Raw genomic sequence first — 12,759 nt, forward strand, 5'->3', positions numbered from 1 at the left:
TGTTACGCAGTAGGACGCATAAGACTTAAGTTTACATGGCAGTTACGTTGTTTAATCCCAGTCATGTGAGTCATGGTTTTTTATCTTACTGTAATAGAACTTCGCCACACTTGTTTCTGACCAATCTCGGTAGCTAGTTACACATTATATCTTTGAGGATTTGTGACGATACCATTATGGGCGCCAGCTAATCACAGCTTGCTCATTACTACAATTGTAAAGTGGAGATACCCCCATGAAAAAACTACTTTTAGCGACAGCAATCGCCGCCCTATCTGTATCTGCAGCACAGGCAGCACCTACCGTTTATGGTAAAGTATTCGTTACTACTGATTACGTTAATGCTGAAATTGATGGTCAGAATATGGATAATAATAACAGAATTAATGAAGACAACGGTTCATTACAAGTTAATTCTAAGCTTTCACGTTTAGGCTTCAGAGGCTCTGAAGCGATAACGGCCAACACTGACGTAATTTACCAATTAGAGTACGGCGTTCAAGTTGATGATAGTGGTAGCGATAACATTGGCTTCAAAAGTCGTGATACTTATTTAGGTTTAAAAAATAAAGACTTCGGTGAATTCCGCTTTGGTCGTAACTACACAGTCATTGACTATATCAATAACGTATCAGTTAATGAAGGTTATTGGGATAATCTTGGCTCTAGTACTCTGAACAACAACGACAGCTTTGCTAATATTTTGACCCCGACCGTTGGTAACCGTATCAATAATTCAATCGTTTGGAAAGCGCCTAAATACAATGACCTACCATTAGCGCTTGCGCTGATGTATGGTGCTGATGAAGACTTTATATCTGAGAGTGATCGTGACGCAGGCTATGGTGCCTCATTGATGTTTGATCCAGGTACAGGCATTACCGCTGGTATTGCTTATGAGCAAGACATGAGTGTTAGTGGTGATATTATCCGTGGCAGTGCTAGCGTCGATTTAGGTAAATATATCGCAGCTCCTGTAAAGTTAGGCGTTCTATATCAAGAAGCTGACTATGCCGGTACTACTACTGCAACAGAGGACGGTTTAGTGGTGAGTGCTGAAATGGGTCTTTCGAATTTTGCCCGTCCAGCCTCTGTTTATATTCAGTATGACAAAACCGACAATATCAGTGGTCTTGAGAATAATGACTCAAATCAAGTCGTTGTAGGTGGCAAATATGCGTTTAAAAATAATATGATCGCTCATGCCTATGCTGGTCTAAATTCAGCGGAATTAAACAATGGTCGTTTTGGTTCGAGAGACGAAGACGGCAAGGTTAATGAAATCGACTTACGTGGTGATATTGATGTACTCGCTATCGGTGGCGGTCTAGAATACTTATTCTAATCTAAACATTAGAAACGTATTATAAAAAACTCATCCTTCGGGGTGGGTTTTTTTGTTTTGTAATCAATACTGTGTCTTGAACAACAGCGTGTCTTAAATAACAGAATCCGTAAAATTAATAATAACATTTGTGTAAACTTTGGTTTTTTCATCTTACTGTAATATTTGCTTGGTAAAGTTATGTCTAAGCAGTTCTTATGGCTCGCTATATATATGGTTTCGAAGGTATAGGACCTTGCCATTATATATCTAATGATCTTAGACCATTTATCACTCAAATCGTAAAGTGGAGATATCCTTTGAAAAAATTACTTTTAGCCACAGCCGTCGCTGCACTTTCAGTTTCTGCTGCCCATGCTGCGCCAACTGTATATGGTAAAGCATTTTTAACCTTAGATTATGTTAGTACAGACTACGATGCAGCTAACAAGACAGATGAAGATACATTTAAACTTAACTCTAATCAATCACGTATCGGTTTTAAAGGTGAAGATGATCTTACTGATACCACTAAATTAGTCTATCAATTGGAATATGGTATTGATGTTGATGACGATAGCCAACAGTTTAGATCACGTAATACTTATGTAGGCTTAGCCCACAACACTTTAGGTACTGTACTAGCGGGACGCCATGATACCCCATTGAAACTTGCACAAAACAAAGTTGACGTGTTTAATGATAGCTTATTTGATATTAAAAATGCGGGTGTTTCAGGTGAATACCGTGCTAACAATATGGTGGCCTATCAATCACCTGTTATTGTCGGTATGCCAGTGAGTTTTATGGCAGCTACCGCATTATCAGAAACTGATGCCGACGGTGATATTCTCGTTTCCGCAGCATCTGGTGCGAAGCCTGCAGTCTATCGTGATAGAAAAGTAAAAGATAACGGTTATTCTGCTTTATTAGCCTATGACAAAAATGGTGTTTATCTAGCCGGTGCTTATGACAAAGACATGGGTGCTAACAATGTAAATACTGGCGTGATTGATAATACGTGGCGTTTGGTTGCTGGTTTAGATATGGGCAAAATGAATATGGTTTCGGGCTTAACTTTAGGTGCTCTATACCAACAAAGCCAATACTACGATAATTATAGCATCGTTAACAACAACCGCGTTAACAAAGCCAGTGAAGATGAAAAATCTTGGCTAATTAGTGGTAAATATAAAGTTGGTGCAACACCTTGGGCAGTTAAAGCACAGTATGTTAATACCACTGACGAAAAAGGCGTAAAAGATGCTGATGTAAATGAAATCGCAGTTGGTGGAGAATATGCATTCAATAAAGCGACCACGGGTCATATTTATGCAGGGCAAATCAGCCGTGACAATAACAAAGATGACTTGATTGTAGGTACGGGTATTGAATACAAATTCTAATCTAAACATTAGAAAACGTATTATAAAAAACTCATCCTTCGGGGTGAGTTTTTTTGTTGTGACCTTTTTAAAGCCGCAGTGGGTTATAATAGCTACGTATTTACGATGATTACGCACTTATGACAATTAAGCGTTAAAAACTGAGTGTTTTAAAGAGTTTGCGCTTTTGCCCTATATTTTGTAGCGTATTTTTAGTAAAATCCTTCTTTACCAATTACCGACAGAGTACTATGACCAAGTTTATATTTGTAACCGGTGGGGTAGTGTCCTCACTAGGAAAAGGTATCACTGCTGCTTCTCTTGCTGCCATACTCGAAGCGCGCGGTGTGAACGTGACCATGACTAAGATGGATCCGTATATTAACGTCGATCCAGGTACGATGAGTCCGTTTCAGCATGGTGAAGTCTTCGTTACTGAAGATGGGGCGGAGACGGATTTAGATTTGGGTTATTATGAGCGTTTTTTACGTCATTCTAAGATGAGTAAGAGTAATAACTTTACCAGTGGTCGCATCTATCAGAATGTACTGAATAAAGAGCGCCGCGGTGAATATCTAGGCGGTACTGTACAGGTTATTCCACATATTACTGATGAAATCAAAAACAAAATCCTTGCCAGTGGCGAAGGGTATGATATCGCTATTATCGAAATTGGCGGTACGGTTGGTGATATCGAATCACTTCCGTTTATGGAAGCCGTACGTCAGATGCAAGTAGAGCTTGGCCGTAATAGAGCCATGCTAATGCATCTTACTTTAGTACCGTATATTGCTAGTGCGGGTGAGACCAAAACCAAACCTACCCAGCATTCAGTAAAAGAGCTGCGATCTATTGGCCTACAGCCTGATATCTTAATCTGCCGCTCTGACCATCATATCTCACAAGACAACCGTCGCAAAATTGCGCTATTTACTAACGTTGAAGAGCGTGCGGTCATTATGTGTGAAGATGCACAAAGTATCTATCAGATACCGCGTACCCTTTATGAGCAAGATCTTGATGATTTGATTTGTGAGCGCTTTGGTTTGGATGTACCTGAAGCCGATTTGAGCGATTGGGACAAAGTCGTTGAAGCCCAGCTCAATCCTGAATCCACTGTTACCGTGGCAATGGTCGGCAAATATGTCGAGCTGCCTGATGCTTATAAATCGATTAATGAAGCATTATTGCACGCGGGTATCACTCACAAGGCAGATGTGAAGATTGATTATATCGATGCCGAACGTTTAGAGGATGACGATAGCTTGTTGGCGCAGCTTAATAATGCCGATGCTATCTTGGTGCCAGGCGGCTTTGGTGAGCGCGGTACTATGGGTAAAATGAAAGCAATTACTTATGCTCGCGAAAACAATGTGCCATATTTAGGTATTTGTCTAGGTATGCAGTTGGCCGTCATCGAATACGCGCGTAATGTGATGAATATCGATGCCAACTCTTCTGAATTTGATCGCAAAACGGCTGAGCCAATCATTGGTCTCATCACTGAGTGGCTAGATGAGCGCGGTGAGCTACAGATTCGCAGTGATGATTCAGATCTTGGCGGCACCATGCGTTTAGGCGCACAGCAAGCTGAGCTGGTCGCTGGTAGCAAGCTGAGCCAAATCTATGGCGCTAGCAATATCACTGAGCGTCATCGCCATCGTTATGAGATGAACAACCGTTATATCGAGCCGTTAGAGCAAGCAGGCATGACGATATCGGGTTATTCTGCCAAGCAGCATTTGGTCGAGTCAGTTGAGATTAGCGAGCATCCATGGTTTATCGCGGTACAGTTCCACCCTGAATTTACCAGCTCGCCACGCGGTGGTCATCCATTGTTTAATAGCTTCGTAAAAGCTGCGAAAAATTATAGCGCAACTAAGTAATAGTTTAAGTATTACAGCTTTACCTACAATAAAAAAAGACTGATCTTCGGATTGGTCTTTTTTTTGACTGTTTATTTAGCCATTTTTTAATAGTTTTTTCTAGGGCGTGTCCTCAATTCAATTGATCATATCTAAACGGGCTAAAAATGGCTAAATTTTGCCAAACATCGTTAAATAGCTGGTTAATATCCCGATATTATCTGCGCTATTTTCCTTGTTTGACTGCAATTTATCTCATTTTTATCACCATTTTTAAAATGAGGACACGCCCTAGCAATAGCGGTTTGATTAAGTAATCTACAGTATCAGCGAGATGTAATTACGCTTGGATACTTTTATTCATTGGGCTATCGGTTACAATATGGGAGAGTAATATTAATAACAACAGTATATAACAATAATGAGGGTCACTACTTTATGGAAAATTTATTAACTGCACAATCGCATATAGAGCTTACGACGCCAAGTGGCAATACGATTAATATAGGCAACGACCAGCCATTTGTATTGTTCGGTGGCATGAATGTTTTAGAATCAAAAGAATTGGCGTTCGAGATTGCCGAGCAGTATGTCGAGATTTGCCAGCGTTTGGGTATCGGCTATGTTTTTAAAGCCAGTTTCGATAAAGCCAACCGTTCAAGTCTGCATTCATATCGCGGCCCAGGTCTAGAGAAGGGTATCGATTGGCTGGGGCAAATTAAAGAAAAGTTCCAAGTGCCGATTATTACTGATGTGCATGAGCCGTATCAAGCCGCGCCCGTCGCTGAGGTTGCGGATATTATCCAGTTGCCAGCATTTTTGTCGCGTCAAACGGATTTGGTGCATGCGATGGCGAAGACCGATGCGATTATCAATATTAAAAAAGCCCAGTTTTTAGCCCCACATGAGATGCGTCACATCGTTAACAAGTGCCTTGAAGGTGGTAACGATAAGCTCATCCTTTGTGAGCGTGGTAGTGCCTTTGGTTATAATAATTTGGTCGTTGATATGCTAGGCTTCGATACCATGAAGCAGATGGATATACCGGTATTCTTTGATGTAACCCATAGTTTGCAGCAGCCGGGCGGTCGTAGTGATAGCGCCGGTGGACGCCGTGAGCAAATCACCACCCTTGCACGTGCAGGTATGGCGACAGGTTTGGCAGGTTTGTTTTTAGAGGCGCATCCAAACCCAGAAGTGGCGAAATGCGATGGCCCGTGTGCGTTGCGAACCAGTCAGTTAGAGCCGTTTTTGCGTCAACTTAAGCAGATCGATGAGTTGGTCAAAGGTTTTGAGGTATTGGATACGCATTAATGCTATAAACGATAAGGGGATAAGATCATGGCGATTAAAGTTGCACAAGTCAGTATCGAGAATATCGATGATAATGAAGGGTTTGAGAGCGTGATGACGGCGCTAAAAAACATTACCGGTGTCACAGAGATTGAGCTACAGCCTGAAAACAGAATGGCATTTATCCATTATGATGATACCAAAACGACGGTGCATGCGTTTGTTGCAGCAATTAGCATGGTCGATTACGTGACTCAACCGTTTCCTATCGATTCCCCGCAAAACCCGCGTTATCATGATTAACGTTTAGTGAGTGACTATTTACTGCGGTATTTTTAACGCTTGATAGTTCCATAAGCCATGTTTATACAAATTTCGTTTTTATAAAAATATTTGAAGCAACAACGCTTTAATAAACTTACAACCAAATGGACTTGTTGTTGGCTTTGTTTCAGCTTATGCTAGTTGCATGCTGTATTGATAATTAAGCGCATAAAGAGCATTATCAAAACAGTTTTTGAACATTATAAAAAATTCACTAATAAAAAATCCGTTATAAGAATAAGGAGCCTCTCATGGCAAACCAAACTAGAATCATTAATATCGATGGCATGACTTGCGGTGGCTGTGTGGCAAGTGTCCATGCTGCTACTGGTGAGATTGATGGTTTAGATCTTATTACTGTTGATCTCACTGACAATCTAGCAACAGTTAGCTTCGATGATAGTAAGACCAGTGCAGAAGCTATTGCATCGGCTATCGAGGAAGCAGGCTTTGATGCCACCGTCGCTAACTCTTAAGATTTTTTTATTTATAAAAGAACCGGCTCTGATGGCTGGTTTTTTTAATGGCTAAAAAATAATGAGGCAGCAATAACTAACTGCTTTTTATGTATGTACCAATAGGTCTTGATGCGTTGAAACAATAGAAAAATTTGAATTATCGCTAATCATAACCATTTAATATTTATCCCAGTAGTTTTAGAAAACTGGTCTTCAAATACGCTTTTGCCTAAAAATTTTATCAAGTCGCTGAGTTTTTTTCGCGCAAACGAATGCCCAAATGTATAAACGCTATCATGCGCTTTAACGCAATAACGAGTTCTCTCTATGAATGACGCTACCCGTACCGCCACTGAGCAATCCTATGAAGTTGAGACTGATATTCAGTCCAATACAACGCTTGCACCGGAGCGTGCACACCTGCAGCTGGCCATTGATGGCATGACATGTCAGGCCTGTGCCTCAAGAATCGAGAAGGTACTAAACAAAAAGCCGTCGGTATACGAGGTGAGTGTGAACTTCGCTGGCGAGACCGCGAATGTCGATTATGATCCGACCCAGACGACGCCTGAGCAAGTCAAAGAATGGGTAAATAAAACTGGTTTCGTCGCCAATTTGCAGGCAGCTGATAGCTTGTTTGCCCAAACGGATAAAGATACCGCGACTCAGTACCCGTGGCGCTTGATTGGCTTGTGGTTATGTTTGCTGCCGTTTTTAGTGGGTATGGCAGGTATGCTGACAGGTTTTGGTATGGCGTGGATGCCAGCAGTTTGGATTCAATTTATCCTAGCGACGATTGTACAGTTCGGATTTGCTTTACCGTTTTATAAAAGCGCTTGGGCATCCATCAAAGGTGGTCTTGCTAATATGGATGTGCTAGTCGTCATCGGTACGGTAACCATATGGGCGTACTCGACTTATCTATGGCTGACCCATGGCGATGGCACGTTAAACAGTCTATTGCAAAGTGGTCACGCTGGTGGTCATGGGACTGGCAATAGCCCTGCTGTGTATTTTGAAGCAGGCGTCATGGTCATTGCTTTTGTGCGAACGGGTAAATATCTAGAAGAGCGCACTAAAAAGCACAGCCTTAACAGTATCGATTTATTGTTGTCCTTAACGCCTGATGAAGTTGAACAGCAACAGCCAAATGGTGATTTTCATAATGTGGCTCTTAAAGATGTGCAAATTGATGATATTTTGCGTGCCAAACAAGGCAGCCGTGTTGCAACGGATGGGGTCGTTATCGATGGTAGCGGTTGGTGTGTGGAGAGTCATTTAACGGGTGAGTCGGTACCGCTCAAAAAAGAAGTAGGCGATGGTTTATTAGCAGGAGCACTGGTCGAAAACGGCAGTTTGCTTTATCGCGTCAGTGCTAAAGGTAGCGATACCAAGCTGGGTGATATGGTACAAGCGCTCAGCGATGCACAAGGCTCAAAAGCCAATCTAGCGCGCCTTGCTGATAGAGTAACGGCTATTTTTGTCCCAGTCGTTGTTGCCATTGCTTTGATCACTTTTGGGCTGACGTGGTGGCTAACGGGTATGATTGATACCGCATTGATGCATGCAGTGTCGGTGCTGGTCATTGCTTGTCCTTGTGCCTTAGGTTTAGCCACGCCAGCGGCTATTATGGCTGGTATGGGGGTCGCCGCGCGTCATGGAGTTTGGTTCAAAGACGCGCAAAGCCTAGAAGCGGCAGGCAATATCGATACCGTGGTGCTCGATAAGACGGGCACATTAACCATGGGTAAGCCTAGTATCGTCGATCAGGTGATGGTGGATAAGTCGCTTGCCGTCGATGATGTGCTACAAATTGCTGCAAGCGTTGAGGTGCACGCTAGCCATCCTTTAGCGACGGCATTGATTAACGCGGCTAGTGAACGCAACTTACCGTTAATGACTGTCACTGATATTAGCGTCATCAAAGGTGCAGGCATACAGGCAAACATCGAAGGGTTGGGACTGGTAAAAGTTGGTAGCGCAGAGTTTGCTAATTTAACATTGCCAAAGCTGATGCCCAAGGTATGGCAAATCGCCAGTACCGTAGCCATTAGTATTAATGATGAAGCGTTGGGGGCGTTTGCCCTAGCGGACGATTTAAAAGACGATACGCCGCAAGCAATTAAGGCGCTGCAAGATGCTGGCATCAATGTCATTTTGATGAGTGGTGATAAGCAGTCGGTCGTCGACCATGTGGCAGGGCAGCTGGGTATCGAGCAGGCTTATGGCAAAATGAGCCCACGCGACAAGGCGAGCCAAATTGCCCTATTGCAAACAGCGGGTCACAAAGTAGCGATGGCAGGCGATGGCGTCAACGATGCGCCAGCGATGGCAACCGCTGATGCCAGTTTTGCCATGTTTGAAGGTACGGATGTCGCCCAACATAGTGCCTCTGCACGCTTGATGGGTGAGTCGCTGATGCATATCGATGCGGCGCAAAAAATTGCGAATGCAACACTACGCAATATCAAACAAAATCTATTCTTTGCCTTTATTTATAATTGCCTTGGTATTCCGCTTGCTGCTTTTGGTTTTTTAAATCCTATGATTGCTGCCGCGGCGATGGCGCTGAGCTCTATTTCAGTATTAATGAATGCGCTACGTTTAACACGATTTAAAACCAAGGTTGAGCTCAGTAATACGGTATCTGGCTCACACACTGATAGCGAACGTTTAACAAAAGCATAGGTGTTGCTTTACTGCCAATAATAGCGCTCATAATACGATTTGATAACGGCTGATTATTGCTGACTATATCTGGTTTTATGCGCGCAAGTTGGTGTAAGATAAGGGAAGTTTGATAAAATTTATGCTATCATGCCAAGCACTATAGCTGAGGGTTCAAGTATTAAAAATACCTTTAATTCTGCTCAAAACTTACTGATCATATAGATAAGCAAAGCTGGTTTGAGCGTATGTGCTATACGTTATTTTGCTTTATCTTTTTTGTATTCTAGTTGCCGTTATTTATCCCACAAACTTGGCATGACCAAAGGAATTAACAGACATTATGTACGCTGAAGAAACCACCAACGTCGCCGCAATTAAAGACATTCGCGCCCGTGAGATTTTAGACTCGCGCGGTAACCCAACGATTGAAGCCGATGTCATCTTAGCTGATGGCACGATTGGACGTGCTGCTGCTCCAAGTGGCGCTTCTACTGGCTCACGTGAAGCGCTTGAGCTGCGTGATGGCGACCAAAGTCGCTACATGGGTAAGGGTGTCAAAAAAGCCGTTGCCAACGTCAATAGCCAGATTCGCAGCGCGCTAATGGACAAAGACGTCACTGAGCAGCAAGCCATTGATGACGCTATGATTGCGCTCGATGGTACAGAAAACAAAGACAACCTTGGTGCCAATGCGATGTTGGCGGTGTCTCTTGCAACGGCAAAAGCGGCTGCCAAGTCACAAAGTCTGCCATTGCATCAATATATCGCCAACTTGCGTAACCAGACGTCATTGACGATGCCTGTACCGATGATGAACATCTTAAACGGTGGCGAGCATGCGGATAACACCGTTGATATCCAAGAGTTTATGATTGAGCCTGTTGGTTTTACTAGCTTCTCAGAAGCGCTGCGTGCCGGTACAGAGATTTTCCATAGCTTAAAATCTGTCCTCAAAGCACAAGGCTTGAATACGGCGGTCGGTGATGAAGGCGGTTTTGCCCCAAACTTGCGTAGCAATGAAGAAGCCATCACCGTTATCATGCAAGCGATTGAGCAAGTCGGCTATAAAGCAGGCGAAGACATTCATTTGGCGTTAGATTGCGCGGCCAGCGAATTCTACAAAGACGGTCAATATATCTTGGCAGGCGAGGGTAATAAATCCTTTGATAGCCAAGGCTTTTCAGACTATCTAGTAGGCTTGGCACGTCAATATCCTATTATCTCTATCGAAGACGGTCTTGATGAGTCTGATTGGGATGGTTGGAAGTATTTGACCGAGCAGATTGGTGATAAAGTCCAATTGGTTGGCGATGATTTGTTTGTGACCAATCCTGCTATCTTGCAAGAAGGGATTGATAAGCATATTGCCAATGCAATTTTGATCAAATTTAACCAAATCGGCACCTTGTCAGAAACGCTAGATGCGATTTATCTGGCGAAGAAAAACGGCTATGCAACGATTATCTCGCATCGTTCAGGTGAAACTGAAGATAGCACCATTGCAGACTTGGCAGTAGGTACAGCTGCTGGTCAGATTAAAACGGGCTCACTATGCCGTTCAGATCGCGTTGCGAAATACAATCAGTTATTACGTATTGAGCAGCAAGTACGAGCAAGCTACCGTGGCCGTGAAGAGTTTATCGGTCTACGTGGCTAATAAGCTGAGTAGCTAAGAATTTTAGTGTAGACTTAAGCGCTATATTGTCATTCACAGGATGATATAGCGCCTAATCAGTTAATCTAATTTTTTCGATTTTAATTATTATCTCTTTATCACTTGGCGTTAATACTTTATGAAATACTTTAGCCAATTTATCTTACTTGCTTTAGCGGTCGCTGTGCTGTTAGGGCTGCAATATCAGTATTGGCTGGGTGAAAATGGTCGCTTTGAGCGTAATACACTACAGACTCAGATTGAAGATCAGCAGCGTCTGAACGACAACCAAGTGGCTGCAAATAATTTATTGCGTACTGATGTTTATGATCTAAAGAATGGTCTTGAGGCAGTAGAAGAGCACGCGCGTTTAGATTTGGGCTTAATCAAGCCAAATGAGACTTTTGTACAAGTATCAACAGCGCCGACAACGCACAGCCGTTATTGATTGCTCTCAACCTCATAAAATGAATTTCTTCTATCACCTATAGTAGAGACATTATTGATCTTAGGGCGTGTTGAACATTCGACCATGGCACTGACAGAGACTATTTTTTAGGCGATTCAACGTTAAAAATCTTAAGTTTAGTCTTTCTAAACGTCTATTTTTAACACAGAAGCGGCAAAAAACAGTCCTGTCCCTACAGGCTGATGCTAAAATCGCCCCATACTGCGTTGCAAGTCTAGCTAAGGTATTAACATTATCGTCGACTTGCGCCTTGTATGAAACCATTTTAGCAATCAGCAGTGCCTATTTGTGAATGTTCAACACGCCCTAAAATCTTTTTTTTAAATCTAAACCTCTTTTTCACTTCCTCCCCGTCCTATCATCATGGAATCCAACCATGAGTATCAATCAAAACCACCTTATGAATACCACACCTAATATACACGCCATGATTGTCGCCGCTGGTCGCGGTAGTCGCTTCGGTGCGTCTATTGCTAAGCAATATACAATCTTGCAAGGGCAGACTTTGCTACAGCATAGCGTGGCACGGCTTGCGTCAAGTGCTTATATTGACAAGTGCTTATTGGTCATCGCAGCAGATGACAGCACAGCGCAGACGCTTGATTTTGCACTTCCTATATATTATGCCATTGGCGGCACTGAACGTTGGCAATCAGTACAGGCAGGGGTAGAGGCAATCAGTCATTCAGGTGCTGACGATTCAGATTTAGTGCTGATTCATGATGCCGCGCGCCCTGCCGTTCCCAGTAATGATATTAATCAAGTTATCGAGGCAGCGATGTCAGAGCCTTATGGTGCTATCTTAGCGACGCCAGTGGCTGATACGCTAAAAGAGTCATATGTCTATTCTACTGCTCAATCTGAGCTTGTTAATACATCGATAAATAGCAGCAGCTCACACTCTTATGCTAAACGCACTATCGACCGCAGTAATATGTGGCAAGCACAAACCCCACAAGTATTTCGCCTAGGTGAGTTGCAGCAAGTACTCGCACATGTCGCTAAGCATCAGCTAGATATTACCGATGAAGCAAGCGCGTTTGAACATCTAAATCTCCCTATACGTTTAGTGACTGGCAGTCGTCAAAACATAAAACTCACTTATCCAGACGACGCTACATTGCTAGCAGCGATTCTCAACGCTCAGTCCTAATCATTTCTTAAAGATATTTAAACAATCACTTAAAATTTTTGAGTGATTGCTTTACTGTACCTATTCATTTTAACGCGTAAGCCGTTAGCTATGGTCAGTGAAAAGTAATATCAATACATTAGGCACCGCTGATATCCATTTTTGTTCTTAAAAAGTAGCGTACT

At 42.8% G+C, this 12,759-nt stretch carries 10 protein-coding genes; all 10 read left to right on the top strand.

Features of this window, described 5'->3' with window-relative positions; genetic code table 11:
• Nucleotides 1-235: 235 nt before the first annotated feature.
• A complete protein-coding gene (locus tag AAEY80_RS08215) occupies nt 236-1,345 on the top strand; it encodes a porin (RefSeq protein ID WP_102093065.1) in 1,110 nt (369 codons plus the stop codon).
• A gap of 197 nt (nt 1,346-1,542) precedes the next feature.
• Nucleotides 1,543-2,730, top strand: coding sequence for a porin (locus AAEY80_RS08220; RefSeq protein WP_037028812.1), 1,188 nt, complete (start codon nt 1,543-1,545; stop codon nt 2,728-2,730).
• Between the two features lie 230 nt (nt 2,731-2,960).
• The gene (pyrG, locus tag AAEY80_RS08225; protein ID WP_350588169.1) at nt 2,961-4,595 is read left to right on the top strand and encodes a CTP synthase; all 1,635 of its coding nucleotides are present in this window, start codon (nt 2,961-2,963) and stop codon (nt 4,593-4,595) included.
• A gap of 417 nt (nt 4,596-5,012) precedes the next feature.
• Nucleotides 5,013-5,888 (top strand): 3-deoxy-8-phosphooctulonate synthase, encoded by an 876-nt coding sequence (gene kdsA / locus AAEY80_RS08230; RefSeq protein ID WP_350588170.1) that lies wholly within the window; start codon nt 5,013-5,015, stop codon nt 5,886-5,888.
• A 27-nt stretch (nt 5,889-5,915) separates the two neighbouring features.
• A complete protein-coding gene (locus AAEY80_RS08235; protein ID WP_201615830.1) occupies nt 5,916-6,170 on the top strand; it encodes a hypothetical protein in 255 nt (84 codons plus the stop codon).
• Between the two features lie 272 nt (nt 6,171-6,442).
• Entirely contained in the window at nt 6,443-6,667 is a 225-nt protein-coding gene (locus AAEY80_RS08240) for a heavy-metal-associated domain-containing protein (RefSeq protein WP_350588171.1), read from the top strand.
• Nucleotides 6,668-6,976: 309 nt separating this feature from the next.
• Nucleotides 6,977-9,337: a heavy metal translocating P-type ATPase gene (locus AAEY80_RS08245; RefSeq protein WP_201583359.1), complete on the top strand. Its 2,361-nt coding sequence runs from the start codon at nt 6,977-6,979 to the stop codon at nt 9,335-9,337.
• A 322-nt stretch (nt 9,338-9,659) separates the two neighbouring features.
• Nucleotides 9,660-10,976, top strand: coding sequence for a phosphopyruvate hydratase (gene eno, locus AAEY80_RS08250; protein ID WP_025651352.1), 1,317 nt, complete (start codon nt 9,660-9,662; stop codon nt 10,974-10,976).
• A 136-nt stretch (nt 10,977-11,112) separates the two neighbouring features.
• Entirely contained in the window at nt 11,113-11,421 is a 309-nt protein-coding gene (locus tag AAEY80_RS08255) for an FtsB family cell division protein (protein ID WP_025651353.1), read from the top strand.
• A gap of 397 nt (nt 11,422-11,818) precedes the next feature.
• Nucleotides 11,819-12,595: a 2-C-methyl-D-erythritol 4-phosphate cytidylyltransferase gene (ispD, locus tag AAEY80_RS08260; RefSeq protein WP_051395118.1), complete on the top strand. Its 777-nt coding sequence runs from the start codon at nt 11,819-11,821 to the stop codon at nt 12,593-12,595.
• The last annotated feature ends 164 nt before the right edge of the window (nt 12,596-12,759 follow it).

Source organism: Psychrobacter sp. 78a-MNA-CIBAN-0178 (assembly GCF_040309625.1).
Taxonomy (GTDB): Bacteria; Pseudomonadota; Gammaproteobacteria; order Pseudomonadales; family Moraxellaceae; genus Psychrobacter; species Psychrobacter okhotskensis.